Genomic DNA, 25,835 nt, shown 5'->3' on the forward strand with positions numbered 1-25,835 from the left:
TCCTTCCCGGCCGTGTCGTGGGAGTCCCCGCCCCGTGAATCCGCCGGACGTGCGAATCAGCTGGGAGGTACGCGCATGTCCGGGACGATGACGGTCACAGCTGTGCGTGGACGCTTTCCCGAGCGGGTCGGGGGGCAGCGGTGGGTCGTGCTCGTCGTGTTGTGCGTGAGTCTGTTGCTGGTCGCCGTCGACGCGACCGTGCTGCATGTGGCTGTGCCTGCTGTCACCGAGGATCTGAGGCCCGGGGGCATCGAGCTGCTGTGGATCGTCGATACGTATCCGTTGGTCTGTGCCTCGCTGCTGATTCTGTTCGGGACGTTGGGGGACAAGGTCGGGCGGCGGCGGGTGCTGTTGCTCGGGTACGCGTTGTTCGGGGTTGCCTCCGGGCTTGCCGCCTTCGCCGGGAGCGCGCAGGTGTTGATTCTCGCGCGGGCCCTGCTCGGGGTCGGTGGGGCGATGATCATGCCGGCGACGCTGTCGATCCTTCGGCAGGTGTTTCCCGATCGGCGGGAACGGGCGCTGGCGATAGGGATCTGGAGTGCGGTCGCGGCGGTCGGGGCGGCGGCTGGGCCGTTGCTCGGGGGGTTCCTGCTCGAACACTTCTGGTGGGGGTCCGTTTTCCTCGTCAACATTCCGTTGATGCTGGTCAGTCTGCCGGTGGGGCGGTGGCTGCTGCCCGAGTCCAAGGGGGACACCGAAGGGCCCTGGGACGTCGTCGGGGCGCTCATGGCCGCCGGGGGGTTGTTCTCCGTCGTCCTCGCGGTCAAGCGGCTCGGGGGTGGGGAGTTCGGGGGGCTGACCTTCGTGCCGGTTCTGCTCGGGGGTGGGCTGCTGGTCGCCTTCGTGCGGCGGCAGCGGCGGCGGCCGTATCCGCTGGTCGATCTGCGGATGTTCGCCCGGCCCGCGTTCGGGACGTCCGTGCTGTGCATCGTGCTGGCCATGCTTGCCCTGGTGGGGCTGGAGTTGATCGCCGCGCAGTATCTGCAGCTCGTGCTGGGGCTGTCGCCCTTGGAGACCGGGTTGCGGTTGTTGCCGTTGACCATCGCGGCGATGGCCGCGGGGTTGGCGGGGGCGCGGTTGTTGCGGCGGGTGGGGCCTCGGCGGATGGTGTGCGGGGGGTTCGTGCTGACCGCCGTCGCCGTGCTCACGTTGACCGGGATGGGGGGATCCGACAACGCCGGGTTGTTGCTCGGGGGGTTCGTGTTGCTCGGGTTCGGGTTGGAGACGACGCTGTTCGCCGCGTACGAGTCGATGCTGAGTGAGGCGCCGGTCGAGCAGGCGGGTGGGGCTGCGGCTGTGGGGGAGACGTCGTATCAGCTCGGGGCGGGGATCGGGATCGCGCTGCTGGGGAGTGTGATGAACGCTGCCTACAAGCCGGGGGTCGTGGGGGTGGTGGGGGTGCCTGCGGAGGCTTCCGTTGCCGCTGGGCATTCGTTGGGGGAGGCGTATGACGTTGCCGGGGAGATCGGGGGGCCGGCGGGGGGTGTGCTGCGGAGGGTGGCTCGGGAGTCGTTCGTGCATGGGCTGCATGTGACGTTGCTGGTCAGTGCGGGGTTGTTGTTGCTGGGGGCGGTCATGGCGTTGCGGTTGCCGCGGGTCATGCAGGTGGAGGTGCCTGGGCCCAGAGGGGCTTGCCCGCCCGCGCGCCGCCCGTGACTGTTTGTTGAGGGGTGGGCGTCTCTTGTGGGGGTGGGGTGTCGGCTGGTGCCGGGTGCGGGTTGTTTGTGGCTGGGCGCGCAGTTCCCCGCGCCCCTGGGTGGGGGGACTTCCCCTGCGTTGGCAAGTTTCGGTTGCTTCCCTCGCCGTCTCGCCGTCTCGGCCTCCCTACCGTCGTGCGTTCCCCTGTGGGCTTGTTGGGGTGGGAGTGTGGGGCGTAGGTTCCGGGGTGGTGTGTAACTAGCGGTGCTAGTTTTGGGAGGAAGTGTGGGAACGTTCGACGCTGGTGATCTGCTGGGGATCGACGACTTGTTGTCGCCCGAGGATCTTGCTGTGCGGGAGACCGTGCGGCGGTGGGTGACGGAGCGGGTGTTGCCTGGGGTTGCGGGGTGGTACGAGGCGGGGGAGCTGCCTCAGGTGCGGGAACTGGCCCGGGAGTTGGGGGGTATCGGGGCCCTCGGGATGTCGCTTGAGGGGTATGGGTGTGCGGGGGCCAGCGCTGTGCAATACGGGCTGGCCTGTTTGGAGCTGGAGGCGGGGGACTCCGGGATCCGGTCGCTCGTGTCCGTGCAGGGGTCCCTTGCCATGTACGCCATTCATCGGTTCGGGAGTGAGGCGCAGAAGAGTGAGTGGCTGCCTCGGATGGCTGCGGGGGAGGTCATCGGCTGTTTCGGGCTCACCGAGCCCGATCATGGGTCCGACCCGGGGTCCATGCGGACCTTCGCCAAGCGGGACGGTGACGACTGGGTGCTCAACGGGCGGAAGATGTGGATCACCAACGGGTCCGTCGCCGGGGTCGCGGTCGTGTGGGCGCAGACCGAGGGCGGCGTACGGGGGTTCGTGGTGCCCACCGATGTCGTGGGGTTCTCCGCGCCGGAGATCAAGCACAAGTGGTCGCTGCGGGCGTCGGTGACGAGTGAACTGGTGCTGGACGACGTGCGGTTGCCCGGGGATGCCGTGCTGCCGGAGGTCGTGGGGCTGAAGGGGCCGCTCAGCTGTCTGTCGCACGCCCGGTACGGGATCGTGTGGGGCGCGATGGGTGCGGCGCGCGCCTGCTTCGAGACGGCCGTCGAATACGCCAGGACCCGGGAGCAGTTCGGGAAGCCGATCGGCGGCTTCCAGCTCACACAGGCCAAACTCGCCGACATGGCGGTCGAGTTGCACAAGGGGGTGCTGCTCGCGCATCACCTGGGCCGGCGGATGGACGCGGGACGGCTGCGGCCCGAGCAGGTCAGCTTCGGCAAGCTGAACAACGTACGCGAAGCCATCGAGATCTGCCGTACCTCGCGGACGATCCTCGGCGCGAACGGGATCTCGCTGGAGTACCCGGTGATGCGGCACGCGACGAATCTGGAGTCGGTGCTGACGTACGAAGGCACCGTGGAGATGCACCAGTTGGTGCTGGGCAAGGCGCTCACCGGACTCGACGCCTTCCGCTGACCCCCGGACCTGAACCCCAGGGGGCAGGGCCGGTGAGCGGCCCTGCCTCAGCTCTGGTTGAAGAAACCGTCCGTGCGGTGGCCGCCGGGGTCGCCGTTGACGATCTCGGTGTTGGCCGGGGTCAGCAGGAACACGCGCGTGGAGACGCGCTCGATCGAACCGCGCAGGCCGAAGATGAGACCCGCGGCGAAGTCGACGACGCGTTTGGCGTCGGCGGCCTCCATCGCCGTCAGGTTCATGATGACCGGCACGCCTTCGCGGAACAGCTCGCCGATCGCGCGGGCGTCCCGGAAGCTGTCCGGGGTGACCGTGCCGATCCGGCGGCCCTTCTCCTCGGCCGTGTCCGTGGCGACCTTGACCCGGGGGTCGGTGACCCAGGCTTCGCCGGAGTCGGTCCCCTCGGAGTAGTCGTCGTCGTAGTAACGCTCGTCATCGTTGTCGTCGACGAGGCCAAGCCAGGCACTCGCCTTGCGCACCGATCCCATGGACGCCTCCTCTCACAGCGGTCTGCTTGCTATCCGCAGGACCCATGGTCGTCCATGATGCGGATGTCGCGCCAAGTGGATAGACGCCGCGCGGGGGGTTTGTGACGGTACTGGTGCAGAGCCGATTCGTCGAGAGTCCAAGTGCCCCAAGGGTCGTAGCGTGTACGGATGCTGACTGAGAGTGAAATAGGATTCTTTGTGGCGGACGGGTGACAAGCGGTGCGTACGGGTGAACGGATGCGACCGTTCGGGCTCGGCGCAGGCTGATTGTCTGTCTGTATGCGGGTGCTGACTGTGTGTCAGGAGGGTGTGCGGAGTGAGGGGAGGCGCACGCGTGAAGGCGGGGAGGGAGGCATCGGGAGCGCCCCGGCGAGAGCCGTGGGGCGGGTGGCGGTCAGCTCAACAGGAACAGGACCACACGCGACCGAAGTCGATGTGGGAGCGGGTGACCAGCCACTGCTGCGGATGCATGGGTCAAGTGGAACAGGTCTCCGGATACGAGTCAACCGACCTGAGACGAACCGCTCACAGTGTGGACGACCTTGACAGTGAGGGGAAACGCGGTCGTACGCTCGAAGCGCGGCCCTGCTGAGGGGCTCGGCCGCGCCGGCGCCGCGCGGCGCCCCGTGTGAAGGCAACCGCCACCGCCCCCTGTCCGGGGGACTTCCGCCACGGAGCCTTCCATGCCTTCCCTCGTCATCGTCGGCGCCGGCCCCCGAGGGGTCGGACTGATCGAGCGCATCGCCGCCAACGCGCCTGAGCTGTACGACGGTTCGGGCCTCGACATCCACCTCGTCGACCCGCATCCACCGGGCGGCGGCCGGATCTGGCGGGCCGCGCAGTCGCCGCTGCTGTGGATGAACTCCCACGCCGAGGACGTCACGATGTTCACCGACGAGACGGTGGCCATGGAGGGTCCGGTCCGGCCGGGGCCGACGCTCCACGAGTGGGCGGGCATCGACGCGAGCACCTTCGCCGACCGGCAGCTCCAGGGGCGGTACCTGGGGTGGTTCTACGAGGAGGCGCTCGCGGCGCTGCCGGCGGGGGTGCGGGTGCACCGGCACGCGCGGCGGGCGGTGCGGGTCGTGGGGGAGCGGGAAGGGAGCCAGGAGGTCTGGCTGGAGCGGGGGGCCGGGGCGGGCGGGTGCGGTGGCGCGGGGGCCGAGGCCGGGCAGGGTGGGGCAGGGGTCGACGCCGGGTACGGCGGGGCTGGAGGCGAGGCGGGGCAGGGTGGGGCTGGGAGCGATGCCGGGCTCGGCGAGGTTGGGGGTGATGCCGGGTACGGGGAGGTTGGGGGTGGGGCCGGGTACGAGGTTCTCCGTGCCGACCTCGTCGTCCTCGCCCTCGGGCACCTCGACGCCGAACTCGACGAAGAGCAGCGCGCGTTGGCCTCGTACGCCGAGCGGCACGGGCTCGTCCACCTCCCGCCCGACTTCACCGCCGACACCGACCTCTCCGCACTCGAACCCGGCGCACCCGTCGTCGTACGGGGGTTCGGGCTCGCGTTCGTCGATCTGATGGTGCTGCTCACCGAGGGGCGGGGCGGGCGGTACGACGGTGAGGTGTACGTGCCGTCGGGGCGGGAGCCGGTGCTGTACGTGGGGTCGCGGCGGGGTGTGCCGTACCGGTCGAAGATCGGGTACGAGTTCACCGGTGAGCGCCCGCCGCTGCCGAGGTTCCTCGGGCCCGGCGAGATCGACGGACTCCTCGCCCGGGAGGGCGGGTTCGACTACCGGCGGGACGTGTGGCCCCTGGTCGAGAAGGAGTTGGGGTTCGCGCACTACCACCGGCTGTTCTCGGCGCATCCCGGACGGACGGCGATGGACTGGGCGGACTTCGAGGAGAAGTACGCGGCGGGGAGCGGGGCCGATCTGGCGGCGCTGGTCGCGGAGGCCGTGCCCGACCCCCGGGACAGACTCGATCTCGCGGCGCTGGACCGGCCGTTGGCGGGGGAGCGGTACGGGTCCGAGGGGGAGTTCCAGGACGGGCTGCGGGCGTACATCGAGGCGGATCTGACGCGGCGTCACGATGACGCGTACAGTCCCGACTTGGCCGTGTTCCTCGGACTCCTCTCCGTATACGTCCAGTTGATACGTCTCGGGGGCGGGGTCGCCTCCTCGTGGCACGGGTTCTTCAGCTACCTCGCGTCCGGACCGCCCGGGCCCCGGCTGCGGCAGATGCTCGCGCTGTCCCGGGCGGGGGTGCTGAGGTTCGTCGGCGGGGAGATGGAGGTGCGCGCCGAGGGCGGGGTGTTCCGGGCGTCAAGTCCCAACGTCCCCGGGGCCGTTGTGGAGGCGCGGGCGCTCGTCGAGGCGCGGTTGCCGGAGGCGTCGGTGCGGCGGGCGCTGGATCCGCTGCTGCGGGGGCTCGCCGAGGACGGGGTGGGGGAGACGGACGCCGGGCTGCTGCGTGTGGACGCGCGGGACGGGCGGGTGCTGGATGCCCAAGGGCGCCCGCATCCACGGCGGTTCGCGCTCGGACCGTATACGGACGGGCGTACGCCGGGGGCGTTCACGCGGCCCCGGACCGGGGGGCCGGCGTTCCGGCAGAACGACGCGACGGCTCGGGCGGTGCTGGGGTTTCTGCGCGGGGAGGGCGGGCGGTGAGCGCGTCGTGGGGGTTGCCGCATCTCGCCGCCGCTGTGGACGTGCCGGAGGGCGAGGACTGTTCGGAGCTGGTGCGGCTGGCCGAGCGGGGTGGGCTGGACTTCGTGACGCTGGGAGGTGCGGGGGATGTGGTGGGGGTGCTGGCGGGGGCGGCCGCGGTGACCCGGCGGGTGGGGCTGGTGGCGATGTCCTTGGAGGGGGCGGGAGTTGTCGGGCTCGACCGGGTGAGCGGGGGCAGGGGCGGGGGGCTGGTGTCGGGGGAGGGGGGTGGAGCGGCGTCGCCTGGTGCGGAGGCGGGGGTGCGTCCGGGCTCCGGAACCGACGGGGCTTCGGGGCCGTGTCCGCTGCGCGTCGTCGACGCCGGTGACCCCGCCGCGTGGGGCTTCGCCGCGCGGTACGGCGATGTCGCGCTCGTACGGGTCGCGGGGGCCGGGGAGGCGCGGGGCGTGCGGGAGCGGCTGCGGGCGCTCGCCGGGGAGGCGGGGCGGGACCCGGACGCCCTGCGGGTGCTGGCCGCGCTGGCGATCGATCTCGGGGACGGGGAGCGGGCCGCTGTACCCGGGCACGGTGGGGGCGGGCCGCGGGCGAGTGCGCGGGGGCCGCTGTACCGGGGCGGGCCTGTCGATCTCGCGGAGCTGATCGCCGGGTGGTACCGGGAGGGGGCCGTGGACGGGTTCCATCTGACGCCCGTCGAGCCGCGCCGGGATCTGGAGCGGCTGGTCAACGGGACGGTCGCGCTGCTCCAGCACCGGGGGCTGCACCGGACGTTCTACCCCGGGGCGACTTTGCGTGAGCACCTGGGGCTGGGGCGGCCCGTGCGGGTGGCCCGGTGAAGTCCCCCGGGGGCGGCGGGGAGTTCGCTGAAGGGGTCACTCCGGGGGGCGTTTTCGGCCGTCCCCCGGGGACGCGCAGGTGTGGAGCGTGACCCGGGTAGATGCGTGCCGGGGTCCGTCGGGCCGGGGCGGGCGACGGGTGGGTGCGAGGGCGCGGCTCAACTGGGAGTTGGGGGTTCCGGGGAACTTTTCGGGGCCCTTCGTCGTCGTACAGAAGGAGAAGTTGGCCTGAAACAGCTCATACCTCACAGTTTCAACTCTGGTTCTCGGCCGAAAGACGCTCTTGCGGGCGGCGGGGCCTCGGGGCGCTCTTGCGCCGACCGTCCGTTCGGCCGAATACTCCTTCCTCAGCGCTTGTCAGGGGCATGAATCCCTGGTTCCACGGGCGGATCATGGCTCTGGCTGCGCCTCACGGGCCCCGACCCCACGCGGGCCCCCTGATTCCCGGGAGGGAACGAAAAGTGAGGATCAAGCGCACCACCCCCACCACCCACAAGAGACGGACCCGCATGGTCGCCCTCGCGGCCGGGTTCGTCGCCGCCGCCGGCTTCGCCGTCCCCACCGCGAACGCGGCCGACGCGCACACGTTCAGCGCCTCCGAACTCAGCAGCGTGAACAGCTCGGTGCTGAAGTCCGACATCCCGGGCACCGCCTGGGCCGTCGACGCCAAGACGAACCGTGTGGTCGTCACCGTCGACAGCACGGTCTCCGCCGCGGAGATCGCGCAGATCAAGCAGGACGCGGGCAGCAAGGCCGGCGCCCTCACGATCAAGCACACGCCCGGCAAGTTCAACAAGCTCATCGCCGGCGGCGACGCCATCTACGGCGGCGGCTACCGCTGTTCGCTCGGCTTCAACGTCGTCAGCGGCAGCACGTACTACTTCCTCACCGCGGGCCACTGCGGCGAGGTCGCGTCGACCTGGTACTCCAACTCCGGCCAGTCGACCGTGCTCGGCACGAACGTCGGTTACAGCTTCCCGACCAACGACTACGCGCTGGTCCGGTACACCAACAGCTCGGTGACCAAGTCCGGTACCGCGGGGAACACGGACATCACCAGCGCGGCCAACCCCAGCGTGGGCACCGCGGTCACCCGTGACGGCTCGACCACCGGTATCCACACCGGCCGGGTGACGGCTCTGAACGCGACCGTCAACTACGGTGGCGGCGACGTCGTCTACGGCATGATCCAGACCAACGTCTGCGCCGAGGGCGGCGACTCCGGTGGCCCGCTGTACTCGACCAGCGGCATCGCCTACGGGCTGACCTCCGGCGGCAGCGGCAACTGCTCCGTCGGCGGGACGACGTTCTTCCAGCCGGTGGTCGAGGCGCTCAACGCGTACGGCGTCAACGTCTTCTGACGCACCGTCAGTGATTCTGCCCGAGTGCACCGGGCCGAGCGCTCCGAGCCCCCGTACGCAACCGGCGTGCGGGGGCTCCCCCTTGTACGCGGCGCGGGTTACCGTCGATGGGAGCCCCTGGACGCAGGTCTGACGCACGGAGGGCGGTGGCCGTGGTGGTCGAGGAACTGGTGGCGGCGGGAGCGGGGCTGGTGACCGCCGGGCTCGTGTACGCGGCGGCTGCCGCGCGGGTCGTCAAGCAGTACGAGCGGGGTGTCGTGTTCCGGCTCGGGAAGCTGCGGCCCGATGTGCGGGGGCCCGGGCTGACGATGATCATTCCCGGGGTCGACAAGCTCCGCAAGGTGAGCATGCAGATCGTCACGATGCCGGTGCCCGGGCAGGAGGGGATCACCCGGGACAACGTGACCGTGCGGGTCGACGCCGTCGTGTACTTCAAGGTGACGGCACCCGCCGAGGCCGTCGTACGTGTCGAGGACTACCGGTTCGCCGTGTCCCAGATGGCGCAGACCTCGCTGCGGTCCATCATCGGCAAGAGCGAGCTCGACGATCTGCTGTCCGACCGGGAAAAGCTCAACCAGGGGCTGGAGTTGATGATCGACAGCCCGGCCGTCGAGTGGGGCGTCACCATCGATCGCGTCGAGATCAAGGACGTGTCGCTGCCCGAGACCATGAAGCGGTCCATGGCCAGGCAGGCCGAGGCGGACCGTGAGCGGCGGGCGCGGGTCATCAACGCGGACGCGGAGCTGCAGGCGTCCAAGAAACTCGCCGAGGCCGCCCAGGAGATGGCGGACACGCCGGCCGCGCTCCAGCTGAGGCTGCTCCAGACGGTCGTCGCCGTCGCCGCGGAGAAGAACTCGACGCTGGTGCTGCCGTTCCCGGTGGAGTTGCTGCGGTTCCTCGAACGGGCCACGCCGACCCAGCAGTTGCCGCCGGAGGGGCCGGAGCGGTCGTCGTAGCGGGGGTTCGGTCTGCTGGTGCGGGGATAGCAGAAGACGGCTGGGCAGACGGGTGAATCCCGGAGTTTTTACTGACGCGTAACTTCCCAGAGTGGCTACTCGTCCGTAACTTGAAGAGTGAACAGCATCCTCGTGATCCGGATCACAGGGCTTAGTGCCGTTGCACCTCCCCCCTTGAGCCGCAAGGAGATCGATCGATGCTGCATTGGAGACGCCTGTTCAGACCTCTGACGGCGCTGCTGCTGGCGGTCGCCGCCGTCACCGTCCCCCTGTCCGCCGCGCACGCCGAATCCTCGTCCGCCGTCAGCCGCGGGTGGAATGATTACTCGTGCAAGCCGTCCGCCGCGCATCCCCGGCCCGTCGTCCTCGTCCATGGGACGCTGGCCAACTCCGTGGACAACTGGCTGGGGCTCGCGCCGTATCTCGTGGGCCGCGACTACTGTGTCTTCGCCCTGGACTACGGCCAGTTGGAGGGCGTACCGCTCGTCCACGGGCTCGGGCCGATCGACGAGTCGGCCGAGCAGTTGGCGGCGTACGTCGACAAGGTGCTCGCCGCGACCGGAGCGTCCGAGGTGGACCTCGTCGGGCACTCCCAGGGCGGGATGATGCCCCGCTACTACCTCAAGTTCCTCGGTGGGGCCGCGAAGGTGAACGCGCTCGTCGCGATCTCGCCCAGCAACCGGGGGACGACGCTCAGCGGGCTGACCAACCTGCTCCCCTACTTCCCCGGCGGGCGCGAGTGGCTCAACCTCAACACGCCCGCGCTCGCGCAGCAGATCGTCGGCTCCGACTTCCTGACGAAGCTCAACTCGGGCGGTGACACGGTTCCCGGCGTCAAGTACACCGTCATCGCCACGAAGTACGACGAGGTCGTCACCCCCTACCAGTCCCAGTTCCTGACCGGTGCGGGTGTCAGGAACGTCCTCATCCAGGACCTCTGCCCCCTCGACCTCTCCGAACACGCCCTCATCGGCCTCACGGACCGGATCGCGTTCCACGAGGTCGCGAACGCGCTGGATCCGGCGCGGGCGAGACCGACCACCTGCGCGTCGGTTTTTAGCTGACATGCACCTGCCCTAAGGGGGCCGTCGTCCTTCGGGGCGGCGGCCTTTCGGGGGTCCAGGGGTGGGTACGGGCCGGAGTATCACGCGGCGGACGTCGCCGCCGGGCGGGTGTATGTCGTCGGGGAGCCGGTCGTCGGGGTCGTAGTACTTCGGGACTACGACGACCATCTGTTCCTCGACAGCGTCGCCGTGCACCCGGACGCTCACGGGCAGGGCCTCGGGGAGGTCCGGCTCTGCACCAACGCGTTGATGTGGGAGAACCAGGAGATCTACCCCCGGTACGGGTACGAGGCCGTCGAGCGGCGGACGGACGGGGTCTACGACCGGGTCCACTACCGCAAGCCGCTCGTGTGATTCACGTCTCCGGCCACCAGGTGCGGGCGATGTCCTTGCGGATCTCGGGGCGGGTGGCGGGGGTGGGGTCCGGGGTTTCGCGGGAGCGGGGGGTCTGTTTTTTCTGGGGTTTCTGGAGGGTTGTGCGGCGCATGGGGCCTCCTTGAGGGGCGCCTGGTCCGTGGTGCACGGGGCGGGCCCTTTGGGGGAGGGTGGCTCATCGGGGGCCCGTTGTCAGTGGCGGGTGTCACTCTGGGGGCATGAGTGATCGACGTGGTGGTGCGGTGGCGGGCGGGGTCGACTGGGACCTGGCCGCGGGGTCCTTCGACGAGGAGGCGGATCACGGGCTGCGGGATCCGGCGGTCCGGGCGGCCTGGGCGGAGCGGATGGCCGCCTGGCTGCCGGGCGAGCCGTCCGACGTGCTCGACCTCGGGTGCGGGACCGGGAGCCTGGCGCTGCTCGCCGCCGAGCGGGGACACCGGGTGACCGGCGTCGACGGCTCCCCGGCGATGCTGGAGCGGGCCCGCGCGAAACTCGCCGCGTACGACGCCGGGTTCCTGCTGGGGGACGCGCAGGAGCCGCCCGTGGGGGAGGCGCGGTTCGACGTCGTCCTCGTACGGCACGTGCTGTGGGCGCTGCCGGATCCTGCGCGGGCCCTCGCGAACTGGCGGGGGCTGCTGCGGGAGGGCGGGCGGATGGTGCTGGTGGAGGGGGTCTGGGGGGAGGTCACGCCGGTGGGGATTCCGGCGGAGCGGGTGGTGGAGCTGGTGGAGGAGGGTGGGGGGAGTGCTCGGGTGGAGCGGCTGGACGGGGACGATCGGTTGTGGGGTGGGGCTGTGGGGGATGTGCGGTATGTGGTGGTGGCGGTGGGGTGAGGGGAGGGGGTGGGGGGAGAGGGATGGGGGCGCGTGGGCGGAGGGCCGGGGGCGCTGGGGTTCGGGAGAGGTGGTACGCGGTGCGACGGGGTGGGGGTGCGCGGGGGGTCGGGAGAGGCGGTACGCGGTGGGGTGCGCGGATGCCGTCGGGGTCGGGGTCGGGCTCGGGGTCGGGCTCGGGTGTCCGCCGGTGGCTTCCGGCGTGGCCCGTTCCCGGTGCCCGTGCCTCCTACGCCAGCAGTTTCTCCAAGCCGTCCGGTGTCCTCGCGTACCCCTCCAGCTCGTCCAGCGCCGCTGTCGCCGAGCTCGCCGCCTCCGGGTCCCGGTCGCGCAGGCCGCTCTCCACGAACTCGTCCTCGTCCAGGCGGCGTACGTCCGTGCCGGAGGCGTCGCGCCAGAGGTCGAGGTCGAGGTCCTCCACCGTGAGGGTGGCGCCGGTGCGGACGGCGGGGCGGGTGATGTCGCAGTACCAGCCCTTGAGGGTGCCGTCGGCGGCGCGGACCTCCTTGATCGCGTACCAGCGGTCGCGCCAGTAGTGCTCGGTGAAGACGTCGCCGGGTTCGAAGCGGACGAAGCCGAAGTCGCGGGCGCCGGTGCCGGCCCAGGGGGCGCGGACGGTGAGGTGCGTGCCGTCGTCGGCGAGGAGGTCCGCCGGGTAGCGGATCTTCGTACGGCCCGCCTTGACCAGGACGACGTCCAGGGAGGGGGTGTCAGACGAGGTCGCGGACATGGCGCACCTCCGTCCCGCGGATCTCGTACCCGAACGCCTTGTTGATCGCGAGCATCGGGGCGTTGTCCGTGTCGTTGCCGGTGAACGCGACCGTGCAGCCGGCCTCGCGGGCGCGGTGCAGGGACGTGGTCTTGGCGAGCTTCGCGAGGCCCCGGCCCCGGTGGGCGCGGGCCGTGCCGGTCATCGCGGTGTGGTAGCGGCCGGCGCCGTCGGTGTGGGCGACGCTCAGCGCGACGGGGCGGCCGTCGACGACGACCACGGTCGTCAGGGCGCGGTCCAGGTGCGGGTGGCGCCAGTTCTCCTCGACCCACGCCTCGTAGTCCGTGAACTCGGTGCCCACGTCGCTCGGTTCGTCGGAGGTGACCTCGGCGTCGAGGAGGAAGAGGGGGCGCGGGTCGGCGGTGTAGTCGGCGGCCGTCCGCAGTTCGACGCCGGGCGGGAGGGGCGGCGGGGTGAGGTGCGCGGACGTCAGGTCCAGACGCAGGAAGTGGGCCGAGCGGCTGGGGCGGTAACCGGCGTGCTCGGCGTACGCCAGATTGCGGGGGGCGTCCAGGACCCAGGCGTACAGGTGGGTCGCCCCGAGGGCGGTCAGGTGTGCCTCCGCGGCCTCGCGCAGGGCCGTACCGGCGCCTCGGCCCTCGTACGCGGGGTCGACGTACACGTTCAGGTAGCCCTTGCCCGGTTCCGGGGCGTCGTGCGCCAGGCCGACCTGGGCCGTGCCGGCGAGGACGCCGTCCACTTCGGCGACCAGCTTGCGGGCGTGGGCGTCCGGGTGGGTGTGGGTGACGTCGTGGGCCACCGAGGCGGGGGTGAACAGGAGGTACGGGAGGGCGGCGTGGCGGACCCGGCAGAAGCCTTCGGGGTCGGCGGGCACGTCCAGGCGGAGATCTCGCACGGTGATGGTCATATACGCGCAGGCTAGGCGGGGTGCCGTGCGGGGTGCCTCCCATTTTCCGGCGGGTGGTGGCCGGGTGCGGAAGAATCGGGGGGTGACCTTGACGATCGACATCACCGAGGGCGGAGCGCCCTACGAGCAGGTACGCACGCAGATCTCCGAGCAGGCGCGGACGGGGGTGCTGCCGGTGGGGTACCGGCTTCCCACGGTCCGCGCGCTCGCCGAGTCCCTCGGCCTCGCGCCCAACACGGTGGCCAAGGCGTACCGGGCGCTGGAGTCCGACGGGGTGATCGAGACGCGGGGGCGCAACGGGACGTACGTCGCCGCGGCCGGCGCCGCCGCGGAACGGGAACTGGCCGCCGCGGCGCAGGCGTACGTGGAGCGGGCGCGGCGGCTGGGGTTCGGGGAGGAGGCGGTGTCGGGGGCTGTGGGGGAGGCGGTGCGGGCGGTGTTCGGGGAGGGGTGAGGGGGGTACGTCGTGGGGGCTACCGCTTGAGAGGTACCTCGCGGGAGCTACAACCTGAGGGCTGCATCGTGGGAGCTACCTCGCGGGAGCTACACCCTGCGAGCTACAGCCCGAGAGCTACCTCGTGAGGGCTACCCCCTGAGCGCTACAGGTACAGCCCCGACTCCGCGTCGCCCCTCGGTTCCGGGAGCATGGTTGGGGACGTGCCCCGGCGTTGGGCGTACAGCTCTGCCAAGGTGGCGCCGTCGCGGCCGATGCCCTCGTCCGTGCCGAGCCACTTCACCGCTTCGGGGCGGGTGAGGGGGCCGACCTCGATGCGGGCCAGGCAGCGGCCGGGGCGGACCACGGCGGGGTGGAGGCGTTCGAGGTCCTCGTTCGTGGTGACGCCGACCAGGACGTTGCGGCCCTGGCCGAGGAGGCCGTCCGTGAGGTTGAGGAGGCGGGAGAGGGACTGGCCGGCGGTGTGCTTCGCCTCGCCCCGGATCAGTTCGTCGCAGTCCTCCAGGAGGAGCAGGCGCCAGCGGGACTTGCCGGCCGGGTCGTCCTCGCCGATGGCGATGTCCATGAGGTAGCCGACGTCGCTGAAGAGGCGCTCGGGGTCGAGGACGCAGTCCACCTGGCACCAGTCGCGCCAGGCGCGGGCGAGCGTGCGCAGCGCGGAGGTCTTGCCGGTGCCGGGCGGGCCGTGCAGGAGGAGCAGCCGGCCGGCGATGTCCTCCGGGGTGGTCCGCATCAGGGTGTCCATCGCCTCGGCCACGGGGGCCGTGTAGTTGGGGCGGACCTCTTCCCAGGTGCCCGCCGAGATCTGGCGGGTGGTGCGGTGCGGGCCGCGCCTCGGGGAGACGTACCAGAACCCCATCGTCACGTTCTCCGGCTGCGGTTCGGGCTCGTCAGCCGCCCCGTCGGTGGCCTCGCCGAGGATCTTCTCGGCGAGTTCGGGGGACGTCGCGGTGACCGTGACGTCCGCGCCCTGGTTCCAGCGGGAGACCAGCACGGTCCAGCCGTCGCCCTCCGCGAGGGTCGTGCTGCGGTCGTCGTCGCGGGCGATGCGCAGGATCTGGGCGCCGGGTGGCAGCAGTGTCGCACCGGAGCGGACGCGGTCGATGTTCGCCGCGTGCGAGTACGGCTGCTCGCCCGTCGCGAACCGGCCCAGGAACAGCACGTCCACGACGTCGGGCGGCGAGTCGGAGTCGTCGACGGTGAGCCGGATCGGCAGGGCGTCGTGCGGGCGCTGGGCAGAGTCGTGCTGGCGCTGGGCAGACATGTCCGCCATGATCCGGCACGGGGGCGGTGCGTGCACGCGGTTTCCGGCCTGGGGAGGTACCTCTGAGGTAGGGGGTACCAGGGTCCGCCCCCGCCCCCTGCCCCCGTACCCCCCTACCGTCGTACGACGCCCCGCCCGCGCCTCAGCCCAGCGCCCCCGCCGCTCTCCGCCCCGCCCGGCGGGCCCGGCGTACCAGGGCGTACCCCTTCGTCAGCGCGCGGTCCCCGGCGAAGGCGCGGCCGATGGCGTGGCCGTCGAGGAGACGCGTGAAGTCGGCGTCCGTGGTGCGGCGGCGGACCGTGACCCGGCGCAGGGCGTACGGGCCCTGTCCGCGCCGGGCCAGGGAGTTGCCGACGGCGAGGGCCTGGGCGAAGCCGTGTTCGCGGACGGCGACCCGTACCCGGCGGTCGGAGTAGCCGTACGGGTAGGCGAACGACACGGGCAGCGCGCCGAGTTGCTCGGCGACCAGGTCCCGGCAGCGGGTCAGCTCGCCCCGCAGCGCGCCGTCGGCCAACTGGTCGAGCTGCGGGTGGGAGTGGCTGTGGCCGCCGATCTCGACGCCCGCGTCGGCCAGTTGGCGTACCTGGTCCCAGTCCAGCATGGTGTCGAGGGCGCCGCCGGTGTCGTACGCGCCCCGGATCCAGCCGGTGGAGACGAACAGGGTGGCCGGGAAGCCGTGTCGGGCGAGGGCGGGGAGGGCGTGATGGTGGACGCCCTCGTAGCCGTCGTCGAAGGTGATGAGGACCGGGCGCGGGGGCAGTGGGCGGCCGGAGCGCCAGCGCGCCGCGAGGCCGGCCGTGGTGAGCGGGGTGCGGCCCTGCTCGGCGACCAGGTCCATCTGCCGGGCGAACGCCTTCGGTGAGACCGACAACTCCCTTGTCTCGGGGCTGGGTTCGGCGGAGATCGCGTGGTACATGAGGATGGGGACGCGGGTGTCGGTCATGGGGCGCCCTCGCCGTCGTACACGGTGGTTCGGTCGCGCGGGTCGGCTGCGGGCGGGGTCGCTGTGATGCCGGTGCCCTCTGCGGCCGGACCTGCCGTGATGCCGGTCTCCTCGGACGTCGAGGCCGACGCGATGCCGGTTTCCTCCGCGGGCGGCGTCTCCGTGATGCCCGTCCCTCCGATGCCCGTCCCTCCAATGCTCGTCTCCGCGTCAACCGTCCTGTCCGCGGCCACCGTTGCCCGGTCGATCGGTATCACCGCGAAAGTCGTGCCGTTGCGGCGGGCGCGGACGGTTCCCACCGCGTAGCCGCCGGCGGCCGTCAGGACGCCCGCGACGATCGCGCCCGCTCGCTGCGCCCCGCCGGGCCTCGCGCGCAGGATGTCGCGCAGGCCCCGGACGATTCCGGCGGGCAACACCCGTGTCGTGTACCGGCGTTCGGACTCCAGGCCCTTGTCGGTGCCGACGCTGCGGGCGACCAGGGCCTTGGAGAGGCCCTCGGCGTAGGTGCGGGTGCGGAAGTAGGCGAAGTGCTCGCGGGCCGAGGGGACCTTGTGGTGGATGACGGCCCGGTCGTCGACGAGGAGGATCGCGTCGGGTCTCTCGCGGCCGAGCCGGATGCACAGTTCGGTCTCCTCGCCGCCCATCGGCCGCTTGTCGCCGTCGCGCCCGATGCCGCTCGCGAACCCGCCGACGAGGTCGAACGCGCTGCGCCGGAAGGAGGCGTTGCCGCCGAGGATGTTGCGTACCCGGACCCGGCCGGGCGGCAGCCCCCGGTACGAGCAGCCCACCACCCAGTCGAACTCCTCCGGGAACCACACGGGTCTACGACCTGAGGACCAGACGGGCTCGCAGCGCCCGCCGACCGCGAGGACCCGGGGGTCGCTGTACGGGTCGGCGAACCGGCGCAGCCAGTCCCGTTCGGCGACGGCGTCGTCGTCGAGGAAGGCGATGATCTCACCGGAGGACGCCGCGATGCCGGTGTTGCGGCCGGCGGACAGCCCGCGCGGACCGGCGTTGGCCAGGACCCGTACCTCCGAGGTCTCCTTGTACTCCAGAGTGAGCCGGTCCAGGAGCGCCGGGTTGTGGTCGACGACGAGCAGGATCTCGCGCGCCGGGTGGCTCTGCGCCCGCACCGAGGCGACCGCCGCGAGGACGTCGTCCCAGCGGTCCTCGGTGTAGACGCAGATCACCACGGAGATGTCGAGCGGGGTCACGAGGCGTCGCCCGGGGCCGGGCCGAGACCGAGGGCCGTACCCGTGTCGGTCCCCGGAGCCACGTCCAGCAGCGGCGACCTGCGCCGACGGCTGCGCAGGGCACGCCGGTTGCAGCGCTCCTTGAGGATGACCCGTAGTACCCGCAGCCCGTCGCGCACCGCCCGCAGGTTGGAGACGCCGTGGATGCGCAGGTACTCGTGGCTCGGTATCTCCTGCACCTTCAGGCCCGCCTTGACGACCCGGATGTTGATCAGGGTCTCGATCTCGAACCCGGTGCAGTCGAGGTCGATCTTGTCGAGACAGTGCCGCCAGAACGCGTTGTACCCGTAGCACAGGTCGGTGTAGCGGGCGCCGAACTTCCGGTTGACGACGGCGCACAGCACACGGTTGCCGAGCCACCGGATGAACGTCATGTCGTCCGTGCCGCCGCCGTTGGCGAACCGCGAGCCCTTGGCGAAGTCGGCGCCGGAGACCAGCGCGGAGACGTAGCTCACGATCTCGTTGCCGTCGGCCGAGCCGTCCGCGTCGACCATCACGATGATGTCGCCGCTGCACGCCTCGAACCCGGTGATCAGGGCGTCGCCCTTGCCGCGCCCCTGCTGCGCCACGACCTTGACGCCGGGCCACAGTTCGCGGGCGACGCGGACGGTCGCGTCGGTGGAGTTGCCGTCGACCAGGACCACTTCGTGGATCCAGTCGGGCAGCGTCTTGAAGACGTACGGAAGGTTCTCCGCCTCGTTCATCGCCGGGATCACGACGCTCACGGGCGGTGTGATGGCCAGGTGCGAGGAGATCGGGCGGTAGGTGGTGGCGGTGGAGTCGGCCAGTCGGTCCTGGCCTGTCGTCGCCGGTTGCAGAACGGAACTCATGAGTCTGGTCCCTCTCGTCCGGCGGACCGCCCGCCCCTGGGCGGCCCGGCTGAAAGTCCGGTTCGAAAGGGGGGTTTCTCGCCCGGGAGCGACCAGGGCGCGGCGCAGGCGACGTGAGCGCGTCGCGTCCGCCGGCCCGGGTCAACCGGGCGAGCTGGCAAAGCTGACGGCCGCCGGAGGTTACGGCGGCCGACCGCGCGGCACGGCCCGGTGACCCTTGCGGGACCGGGCTCGGCACCCCCCTACCGCGCTTCCCGCTCCGGTGCCGCCGCGGTCCCTGAGCCCTCCCCTGGTGCCGCGTCCGACGGTCCGATGCGAGTGAGATGTACGACGGTATTGATGAATGAGCCCGTATGGCAAGACCTGAAGGGAGGGCTCACGATTTTGTTCGTTTGACCGTTACACGTCCTCTCGTCCGTCATCGGTTCCCGGCCCGACCCGGAAAGAATCCCGGAATCACGGCCCTGACATGGGAGTTCCCCGGAGGCTGTGGGGCGCCTCCGGGGAAGAGTGACATCACCTGAGATGTACGGGTATTACGGGTACTACGGGTATTACGGGACCAGCTTCAGCAGCCGGTTCGGAGAGCCGCTCCCGGGGCTGGTCACCACGTTCGTGGTGGACCCGGACACCAGTGCGGTGGCGACCTGCGCCGGGGTGGCCGACGTGTGGTTCGCCAGGTAGACCGCGGCGGCACCCGCGACGTGCGGGGTCGCCATGGACGTACCGGAGATGGTGTTGGTGGCCGTGTCGCTGGTGTACCAGCCGGCCGTGATGGAGGACCCCGGCGCGAAGATGTCCAGCACCGAGCCGTAGTTGGAGTAACTGGCGCGCGCGTCGGTGTTGGTGGTGGCGCCGACGGTGATCGCCTCGGTGACGCGGGCCGGGGAGTACGAGGAGGCGTTCGCACTGCTGTTCCCGGCCGCGACCGCGTAAGTGACGCCGCTCGCTATGGAGTTGCGCACCGCCGTGTCCAGCGAGGCGGATGCGCCGCCGCCGAGCGACAGGTTGGCGACCGAGGGGCCCGAGTGGTTCGCGGTCACCCAGTCGACGCCCGCGATGACACCCGCCGTGGTGCCGCCGCCGCTGTTGTCGAGCACCCGGACGGCCACGATCTTCGCCTTCTTGGCGACGCCGTACGTCGAGCCCGCGATCGTCGTCGCGACGTGCGTGCCGTGCCCGTTGCCGTCGGCGGCGGTGGTGTCGCCGTCGACCGCGTCGTAGCCGTAGGAGGCGCGGCCGCTGATCTGGGCGTGCGTGATGCGGACGCCGGTGTCGATGACGTACGCCGTGACGCCGCCGCCCGCGCTGTCCGGGTAGGTGTAGGTGCCGGACAGCGGAAGCGCGGCCTGGTCGACGCGGTCGAGGCCCCAAGGGGCGCTGGACTGCGTGGTGTCGGCCAGTTGGACGGTCTGGTTCTGCTCCACGGCGGCGACCGACGGGTCGGCGGCGAGTCTGCGGGCCTCCTGCGCGGAGAGGGTCGCGGTGTAGCCGTTGAGCGCGGCGCCGAAGGTCTTGTCGACCTTGCCGCCGTACTCCTGGATGAGGCCCTTGCCCGCCGCCGAGGCCGACTTCAGGCCGGTCTGCGACTTCAGGGTGACGATGTAGCTGTCCTTGACGGCGGTGGGGGAGCCGGCCGCGATGACCTTGCCCTCGGCCGGGGCGGCCTGGGCGGGGAGCGCGGTGAGCCCGCCGGCGAGGGCGGCCGCCGCGACGGTGACGGCGGCGGTCAACCGGGCCTGGTGACTACGCAGTTGTGCCATTGCGAGGGTGTCCTCCTCTAGGCGGCGCCGCTCCCTGGGTGGGGGAGGGCGTCTGTGGGGGATGCGCGCGAGGTCGCACGCACACAGCCGCTGAACGTCGCGTTCCGTTCGCGGCTGAAGTAAAGGCTCCGCCATCTACGTGCGTAGAACAAGGCAGTTGGGTGCTTGTCAACAAACTTGACATGTGCACGAAATCAAGTGAGCGGAAAGCGGCCGAAAACGGTCCCGATAGGCCCTCGAAAGTCTTGGCATGAGCACTTCCCGTCAACACGCGTAGTTGCTACGACAGTTGTGGCAGACATGCTGCTAAAGGGAGGTTCCATGAGACGTTCCCGATTTGCCGTATTCGTCAGTGCGACGCTTCTCGCCGCGGCCGCCGCCCTCACCGGCACCGCCGGCAACGCACAGGCCGCCACCGGCGGTTACGTCGCCCTCGGCGACTCCTACTCCTCCGGGGTCGGAGCGGGCAGCTACATCAGCTCCAGCGGTGACTGCAAACGCAGCACGAAGGCGTACCCCTACCTCTGGAACGCCGCCCACGCGCCGTCCTCGTTCACCTTCGCCGCCTGCTCCGGCGCCACCACCAGCGACGTCCTGTCGAGCCAGCTCGGCGGGCTCAACTCCTCGACCGGCCTCGTCTCCATCAGCATCGGCGGCAACGACGCGGGCTTCGCCGACGTCATGACGACCTGCGTCCTCGGCAGCGACAGCACCTGCCTGGGCCGCATCAACACCGCCAAGTCGTACGTCGACTCGACCCTCCCCGGCCGGCTCGACAGCGTGTACAGCGCGATCAGCTCCAAAGCACCCAACGCCCATGTGGTCGTGCTGGGTTACCCGCGCTTCTACAAGCTCGGCGCGACCTGCCTCGGCCTCTCCGGGGCCAAGCGCAGCGCCATCAACGGCGCCGCCGACTACATCGACGCCGCAATCGCCAAACGCGCCGCCGACCACGGCTTCGCCTTCGGCGACGTCCGCACCACCTTCACCGGGCACGAGATCTGCTCGGGCAGCTCCTGGCTGCACAGCCTCGAACTGCTGAACATCGGCGAGTCGTACCACCCGACGGCGGCGGGCCAGTCCGGCGGCTATCTGCCGGTGCTCAACGCCAACGACTGATCAGCTTTCCGATCTGTCGTCAGTAAGTCTGCGACGGCGAGGGGGAGGCTCCGCCCGACGGGGTCTCCGTCTCGCAAGTGACCGAGAACGGCACCGAGTTGGACTTCGCGTTCGCGGGCCGGCGCACCTCCACCCACAGCTCGTTCTCGAACGTCCCGCTGCCCTCGCCCGTCGTCAGGAACACCCGCGCCTGCTGCGACCTGTCCCCTCCGTCGGCGAACTCCAGTGTCCGCCAGCCCGAGTCGACCGCCTCGCCGTCCTTCGACACCCAGCGGTACGACACCGTCGCGGGCACCCGGCCGACCGTGAACGTCGCCGTGAACGCCGGGGCCTGGGAGTTCGGGGGCGGGCAGGTCCCCGAGTACTCCGTGCCCTTGCCGGTGACGGTCACCGAGACCGACTGGGGCGGCGCCTGCGTCTTCGTCGACTTCTCCGGCGTGGGAGAGGGCTTCTCGCTCGTGGCGCTCGCGGGCGGTGAACTCACGCCCTGCGACTGGCTGTTGGTCTGCTGCCCGCCCGTGGCCTCGTTGTCGTCGCCGCTCTTGTTGTTCAGCAGCGCGTACGTCAGCCCGCCGATCGCCAGCGCGACGACCAGCACCCCCACGATCAGCACGGCCGCCGCACGCCGGTTCCCGCCCGAGGGCTCCGGCTGGTCGCGCACCAACGGCTCGGTGGGGGGCTGGGGTTGGTACGACGGCTGCTGGTACGTCGGAGGGGGCGGCGGCGGGGCCGGCGGCACGATCGTCGGCGTGTACGGCACCGTACGCGCCGTACCGCCCGCCGCGACGATCCTCAGGTCCTGCTCCGCGCGGCCCGCGGTGAGCCGTTCGACGGGGTCCTTGCGGAGCAGGCCCTCGATGACCGGCGTGAGCGGACCCGCCCGGCGCGGAGGCGGCAACTCCTCGTCCACGATGGCCCGCAGCGTGCTCAGTGGAGTGTCCTGCCGGAACGGGGAGTGGCCCTCGACCGACGCGTACAGCAGGACGCCCAGCGACCACAGGTCCGACTCCGGACCGGGGGTGCGGCCCAACGCCCGCTCCGGGGACAGGAATTCGGGGGAGCCGATGACCTCGCCGGTCATCGTGATCGCCGAACTCCCCTCCACCGTCGCGATCCCGAAGTCCGTGAGGACGACCCGGTCGTCGTTCGACAGCAGGACGTTCGCCGGTTTCACGTCCCGGTGCAGGACCCCCGCCTCGTGCGCCGCCTTCAGCGCGGACAGCACCTCGGCACCGACGTACGCCGCCCGCGCCGGAGCCAACGGGCCCTCCGCGTCCAGGAGTTCGGCGAGCGAGATGCCCCGCACCAGCTCCATCACGATCCACGGCCGGCCGTCCTGCATCGCGACGTCGTACACCGTGACCACGTTGCGGTTCGCGACCCTCGCCGCCGCCCACGCCTCGCGCTCCAGGCGGGCGTACATGCGCTCGATCTCCGGCGCGGACAGCCCGGCGGGCGGCCGTACCTCCTTGACGGCCACCTCGCGGTGCAGGACCTCGTCCCGCGCGCGCCACACCGTACCCATCCCGCCCTGACCGAGCGGGGACTGCAGTCGGTAGCGGCCCGCGATCAGCCGCTCGCCACCGGGTTCCTCCGTCATCGCGCCCCCTTCGCACCCTCGCGAACACTCCCAAAAGTAGCTCAGCCCACTACGGTTGCAGCCCCCTTGAGCATCAGTCCGACGCCGAGCGCGACGACGATCAGCGCGGACCACAGCGGCATGTTGCGGCGGATCAGGGCGACGACCGGGCGGGACGTCCAGCGCGGGCCCTCGTCCAGCAGCCGCGACACCCGGCTGCCCAGCCGGACCACCGCGAAGCCCGCGGCGGTGAGGGTGAGCGCGAGGCCGATGCCGTACGCGACGACCAGGAGCAGGCCGAACCATGCCTGGCCGAGGGCCGCGGCGCCGACCAGGACGACCACGGCGGAGGGGCTGGGGACCATGCCGCCGGCCAGGCCGAGGAGGATCGTGCCGCGGAGGGTGGGGGCGGTGGAGTGGGTGTGGGTGTGGCCGTTGTGGGTGTGCGTGTGGGCGTGGGGGGTGTGGTCGTGCTTGTGGGGGTGCGGGTGGTCGTGAGCGTGCTCGTGATCGCTCACGTGAGCGTGCTTGTGAACGTGCTCGTGACCGTTCCCGTGAACGTGCTCGTGAGCGTGATCGTGTGTGGGGGAGGTGGGGAGTGTGACGGCGGTGGCCGGGGTGGGTTCGGCACCGACCAAGGCGAGTTGGCGGGAGGGAGCGGGGGTGGGGGAATGGTCGTGGGGGTGGCTGTGTCCGTGCTCGTGAGCGTTCCCGTGAACGTGCTCGTGACCGTTCCCGTGGCCGTGTGAGTGGGCATGCCCGTGCCCGTGCCCGTGCCCGTGGTCGTGCGAGTGGCCATGGCCGTGGCTGTGACCGTGCCCGTGCCCCCGGTTCTTCCAGGCCCGGCGCAGCAGCGTCGCGCCCGCCACCGCGACCAGCGCGCCGCTCGCGAGGCCCAGCCAGGTGATGACCGAGGGCGCGGCGGCCGAACCGGCCGTGACGAGGAGGCCGAGGGCCACGACGCCGATCGTGTGGGTGACGGTGACCGACGCGGCGAGCGGCAGGACGTCCTTCATCCGGGCCTTGCCGCCCCGCGCGGCGGCGGTCGCGGCCATGATGGTCTTGCCGTGGCCCGGCGCGACCGCGTGCATCGCGCCCAGGAAGATCGCGAGGACGATCGCCAGCGCCGCGAAGCCGAACGTGAGGTGCTGGCGGGCGACGAGGTCGTCCAGCGCCTGGGTCCAACGGTCCGCGCCACGCGGGAGGATGGCGGCGCCGGGGGCGGTCCGCTCGTCCTCGTCGGCGGCGAGAGCGGGGCCGCCCGCCCGTACCGTCGTCGCGGCGGACGTCGTGTCAGCGGGGGAGGAGAGCAACTCCTGCGGGTACGAGGTGAGTTCGCGCGACACCGACTTCTCGGGGACGTCCGAGCCCGAGAGCGTCATCCGGTCGCCGCGCGCCGTGATCTCCCGCCAGCCGGGGCCCGTGGAGGCGCCCGCGCTGTGGAAGGTGAGGGCGACCGAATCGGCCTTCGGCAGCGGGGCGTTCAGCTCGCACTCGACGCGCAGGGTGTCCAGGCCAGCCTGACCCGGCCGTACGACCGCCTTCGCGGACGCCGAAGTCAGCGTCACCGCACCGCCGTTGACGGTGACCTTGCTGTCGGCGGCGGCCGTCGCGCAGCGCTGCTCGGCCCACGGGGTCAGTCCGCCGAGGCGTTCGATCGTGGGCTTCGCCTGGGTAGCCGGGATCTCGGCGAGGTCCTCGACGTGCGTGACGCGGAGTTGGCCGGGGGCGGCGACCAGGCCGTCGTACCGGTTGACCGTGAAGTTGCCGAGTGGGTGCGCGCTCGCGTTGGCGGTGGGAAGGAGCGCGAGCGCGCACCCGGCCGTCAGGACGGCCGCACCGGAGGCGAACAGACGACGGGAGATCACTGGTTCGCCTCCAGCGACTTGAGGGTGGCGCGCGCGGTGCGGGCGCCGAGGGGGGAGAAGCCGGGGTTCAGGTCCAGGGCGTCGGCGAGGTGCGCGCGGGCGTTCTTCTTGTCGCCGGTGGCACTCTCGATGACACCCTGGTGGTAGCGGAAGGACGCGTTGCGGTAGCCCGTCGCGGTGGCCTTCCTCGCGTACGGAAGGGCTTCCGTGTCACGGCCGTTGACGTGCAGCGCCCATGCGAGGGCGTCCGCCGTGTGGACCGTCTCGCGGCGGTCCCACTCCGCCTGCGCCGCGCGCAGGGCCGCCTGCTTGTCGCCGTGGTCGGCCGCCGCGAGGGCCGTGTCGAGGTCGGCGTTCACGCCGTTGGCGCGGGCCAGGGCGGTCCACGCGTCGACCAGGGCGTACTGGTCGGCGGCCTTCATCTTGTCGCCGTCCGCGCCGCGGGCCTCGTACAGCTCGCCGAGTTCCACCAAGGGGGCGGGCAGGGGATAGCGGGCGACCACCGCCTCCAAGCCCTTGATGGCTTCGGCCTGTTGGCCGCTCGCCGCCTGTGCCTTCGCGCGGCCCTCCAGCGCCGGGAGGTAGTCCTCGTCGGCGGTGAGGGCGCGGGCGTAGTCGGTGAGGGCCGTCGCGTAGTCGCCCTGGTTCCAGGCGAGTTGGCCGAGCTGGCTGGCGACGTAGGCGATGTCGCCCTTCGCCGTGGAGCTCGCCAGGGCTCGTTCCAGGACGCGGCGGGCGGTGGTGACGTCGCCCCGGAGTTCCTGGACGTACGCGTAGCGGGTGAACACCGGGATGCCCGGGCGGCGGGTGTCCGCCGTCTCCGCCGCCGTCAACGCCTCGTCGTAGCGGCCGAGTTCGACCAGGGCGTCGATGCGAGTGCATAGGGCGCGCTCGTTGTACGGGTTGTCCTTGAGGACCTGGTCCGCGTACTTCAGTGCGCCGGGGAAGTCGTGGCGGGCCGCGGCCAGTGCCGCGCGGCCCGCGAGCGCCTGGCCGTTGTCCGAGGAGAGGCCGAGGGACTTCGCGAACGCCTTCTCCGCCTGGGGGTAGCGGGAGGGGTCGCCCTTCGTGCGGGCCTGCTCCACGTAGGCGAGTCCGAGGGTGGCCCAGCTGCCGAAGTCCCTTGGCTGTGCTCGGAGATGGGCTTGCAGCGCGGTGATCGCGCTGTCGATGTCGCCGCTGTTGAGGAGGCCGGGGGAGACGGCCGCGGCCGTTGCCACGGGGGCTGCGCTGCCGTCCTTCATCGCGCCGACGGCGATTGCGCCGCCGGTCAGTGCCACCGCCAACATCGCGGCACAGGCGCCGAGTTGGAGGGAACGCCAGCGGCGGCCCGCGGCGCCGGCGCGGCGGACGGCGGCTACTCGGGGGTCGAGGTCGGTGGGGGTATGAGGTGCGGAGCCGTCGGCCGAAACAGGGGAGGACGTCTCGGAGTTGGGCCCAGCCGAAGCCGAAGCCGAAGCCGAAGCCGAAGCCGAAGCCGAAGCCGAAGCCGAAGCCGAAGCCGAAGCCGAAGCCG

The 25,835-nt window shown here is 71.4% G+C and carries 22 protein-coding genes and 1 pseudogene; 11 read left to right on the forward strand and 12 right to left on the reverse strand.

The window, feature by feature from the left end:
• Positions 1-75 precede the first annotated feature (75 nt).
• Both ACLZOT_RS46645 and ACLZOT_RS46650 read left to right on the forward strand, forming a co-directional pair.
• A complete protein-coding gene (locus ACLZOT_RS46645) occupies positions 76-1,656 on the forward strand; it encodes an MFS transporter (protein ID WP_416975358.1) in 1,581 nt (526 codons plus the stop codon).
• Positions 1,657-1,923: 267 nt separating this feature from the next.
• The gene (locus ACLZOT_RS46650; protein ID WP_416975359.1) at positions 1,924-3,096 is read left to right on the forward strand and encodes an acyl-CoA dehydrogenase family protein; all 1,173 of its coding nucleotides are present in this window, start codon (positions 1,924-1,926) and stop codon (positions 3,094-3,096) included.
• 47 nt (positions 3,097-3,143) lie between these two features.
• On the opposite strand, the gene ACLZOT_RS46655 is transcribed toward ACLZOT_RS46650, so the two are convergent.
• On the reverse strand, positions 3,144-3,581 hold the full coding sequence (locus tag ACLZOT_RS46655) for a cell division protein SepF (protein ID WP_010354399.1): 438 nt from the start codon (positions 3,579-3,581) through the stop codon (positions 3,144-3,146).
• A gap of 683 nt (positions 3,582-4,264) precedes the next feature.
• Between ACLZOT_RS46655 and ACLZOT_RS46660 the strand changes: the two genes are divergently transcribed.
• From ACLZOT_RS46660 to ACLZOT_RS46685, 6 genes and pseudogenes are all read left to right on the forward strand, one after another.
• Complete coding sequence (locus ACLZOT_RS46660; protein ID WP_416975360.1) at positions 4,265-6,187, forward strand: FAD/NAD(P)-binding protein; 1,923 nt, start codon at positions 4,265-4,267, stop codon at positions 6,185-6,187.
• On the forward strand, positions 6,184-7,020 hold the full coding sequence (locus ACLZOT_RS46665; RefSeq protein WP_416975361.1) for an FMNH2-dependent monooxygenase: 837 nt from the start codon (positions 6,184-6,186) through the stop codon (positions 7,018-7,020). The genes ACLZOT_RS46660 and ACLZOT_RS46665 overlap by 4 nt, the downstream gene beginning before the upstream one ends.
• A gap of 461 nt (positions 7,021-7,481) precedes the next feature.
• Positions 7,482-8,381, forward strand: a complete 900-nt coding sequence (locus tag ACLZOT_RS46670) for a S1 family peptidase (protein ID WP_416975362.1) — start codon at positions 7,482-7,484, stop codon at positions 8,379-8,381.
• A gap of 155 nt (positions 8,382-8,536) precedes the next feature.
• On the forward strand, positions 8,537-9,337 hold the full coding sequence (locus tag ACLZOT_RS46675; RefSeq protein WP_416975385.1) for a slipin family protein: 801 nt from the start codon (positions 8,537-8,539) through the stop codon (positions 9,335-9,337).
• A gap of 197 nt (positions 9,338-9,534) precedes the next feature.
• Positions 9,535-10,401 (forward strand): esterase/lipase family protein, encoded by an 867-nt coding sequence (locus ACLZOT_RS46680; RefSeq protein WP_416975363.1) that lies wholly within the window; start codon positions 9,535-9,537, stop codon positions 10,399-10,401.
• 81 nt (positions 10,402-10,482) lie between these two features.
• Positions 10,483-10,755: pseudogene (locus tag ACLZOT_RS46685) on the forward strand (GNAT family N-acetyltransferase); the annotation flags it as partial.
• Position 10,756: 1 nt separating this feature from the next.
• On the opposite strand, the gene ACLZOT_RS46690 reads toward ACLZOT_RS46685, so the two are convergent.
• On the reverse strand, positions 10,757-10,888 hold the full coding sequence (locus tag ACLZOT_RS46690) for a hypothetical protein (RefSeq protein WP_409118097.1): 132 nt from the start codon (positions 10,886-10,888) through the stop codon (positions 10,757-10,759).
• Between the two features lie 106 nt (positions 10,889-10,994).
• Between ACLZOT_RS46690 and ACLZOT_RS46695 the strand changes: the two genes are divergently transcribed.
• A complete protein-coding gene (locus ACLZOT_RS46695) occupies positions 10,995-11,609 on the forward strand; it encodes a class I SAM-dependent methyltransferase (RefSeq protein ID WP_416975364.1) in 615 nt (204 codons plus the stop codon).
• 229 nt (positions 11,610-11,838) lie between these two features.
• Here ACLZOT_RS46695 and ACLZOT_RS46700 read toward each other — a convergent pair whose 3' ends face one another.
• Both ACLZOT_RS46700 and ACLZOT_RS46705 read right to left on the reverse strand, forming a co-directional pair.
• Positions 11,839-12,339, reverse strand: coding sequence for a DUF402 domain-containing protein (locus ACLZOT_RS46700; RefSeq protein ID WP_416975365.1), 501 nt, complete (start codon positions 12,337-12,339; stop codon positions 11,839-11,841).
• Positions 12,320-13,246 carry a GNAT family N-acetyltransferase gene (locus tag ACLZOT_RS46705; protein WP_416975366.1) on the reverse strand — a complete coding sequence of 309 codons (927 nt, stop codon included), beginning with the start codon at positions 13,244-13,246 and terminating at the stop codon, positions 12,320-12,322. The genes ACLZOT_RS46700 and ACLZOT_RS46705 overlap by 20 nt, the downstream gene beginning before the upstream one ends.
• An 82-nt stretch (positions 13,247-13,328) precedes the next feature.
• Here ACLZOT_RS46705 and ACLZOT_RS46710 point away from each other — a divergent pair, with 82 nt between their 5' ends.
• Positions 13,329-13,700, forward strand: a complete 372-nt coding sequence (locus tag ACLZOT_RS46710) for a GntR family transcriptional regulator (RefSeq protein WP_416975367.1) — start codon at positions 13,329-13,331, stop codon at positions 13,698-13,700.
• Positions 13,701-13,845: 145 nt separating this feature from the next.
• Here the strand turns inward: ACLZOT_RS46710 and ACLZOT_RS46715 are convergent, their stop codons facing one another.
• The 5 genes from ACLZOT_RS46715 to ACLZOT_RS46735 form a co-directional block, all read right to left on the reverse strand.
• A complete protein-coding gene (locus tag ACLZOT_RS46715; RefSeq protein WP_416975368.1) occupies positions 13,846-14,964 on the reverse strand; it encodes a DUF5925 domain-containing protein in 1,119 nt (372 codons plus the stop codon).
• Between the two features lie 142 nt (positions 14,965-15,106).
• On the reverse strand, positions 15,107-15,907 hold the full coding sequence (locus tag ACLZOT_RS46720) for a polysaccharide deacetylase family protein (protein WP_416975369.1): 801 nt from the start codon (positions 15,905-15,907) through the stop codon (positions 15,107-15,109).
• Positions 15,904-17,121, reverse strand: a complete 1,218-nt coding sequence (locus ACLZOT_RS46725) for a glycosyltransferase family 2 protein (protein WP_416975370.1) — start codon at positions 17,119-17,121, stop codon at positions 15,904-15,906. Before ACLZOT_RS46725 ends, ACLZOT_RS46720 begins: the two co-directional genes overlap by 4 nt.
• Entirely contained in the window at positions 17,118-17,990 is an 873-nt protein-coding gene (locus ACLZOT_RS46730; protein WP_416975371.1) for a glycosyltransferase family 2 protein, read from the reverse strand. The genes ACLZOT_RS46725 and ACLZOT_RS46730 overlap by 4 nt, the downstream gene beginning before the upstream one ends.
• A gap of 554 nt (positions 17,991-18,544) precedes the next feature.
• Positions 18,545-19,753: a S8 family peptidase gene (locus ACLZOT_RS46735; protein WP_416975372.1), complete on the reverse strand. Its 1,209-nt coding sequence runs from the start codon at positions 19,751-19,753 to the stop codon at positions 18,545-18,547.
• Between the two features lie 321 nt (positions 19,754-20,074).
• Between ACLZOT_RS46735 and ACLZOT_RS46740 the strand changes: the two genes are divergently transcribed.
• Complete coding sequence (locus tag ACLZOT_RS46740; protein ID WP_416975373.1) at positions 20,075-20,872, forward strand: SGNH/GDSL hydrolase family protein; 798 nt, start codon at positions 20,075-20,077, stop codon at positions 20,870-20,872.
• 19 nt (positions 20,873-20,891) lie between these two features.
• On the opposite strand, the gene ACLZOT_RS46745 is transcribed toward ACLZOT_RS46740, so the two are convergent.
• From ACLZOT_RS46745 to ACLZOT_RS46755, 3 genes are all read right to left on the reverse strand, one after another.
• A complete protein-coding gene (locus ACLZOT_RS46745) occupies positions 20,892-22,472 on the reverse strand; it encodes a serine/threonine-protein kinase (RefSeq protein WP_416975374.1) in 1,581 nt (526 codons plus the stop codon).
• Between the two features lie 41 nt (positions 22,473-22,513).
• Complete coding sequence (locus ACLZOT_RS46750; protein ID WP_416975375.1) at positions 22,514-24,319, reverse strand: sulfite exporter TauE/SafE family protein; 1,806 nt, start codon at positions 24,317-24,319, stop codon at positions 22,514-22,516.
• Positions 24,316-25,835: tetratricopeptide repeat protein (locus ACLZOT_RS46755; RefSeq protein ID WP_416975376.1), on the reverse strand; the 1,520-nt coding region annotated here is incomplete at its 5' end. The genes ACLZOT_RS46750 and ACLZOT_RS46755, both read right to left, overlap by 4 nt.

The sequence above is a fragment of the Streptomyces sp. 4F14 genome (assembly GCF_048159485.1).
Lineage (GTDB): Bacteria > Actinomycetota > Actinomycetes > Streptomycetales > Streptomycetaceae > Streptomyces.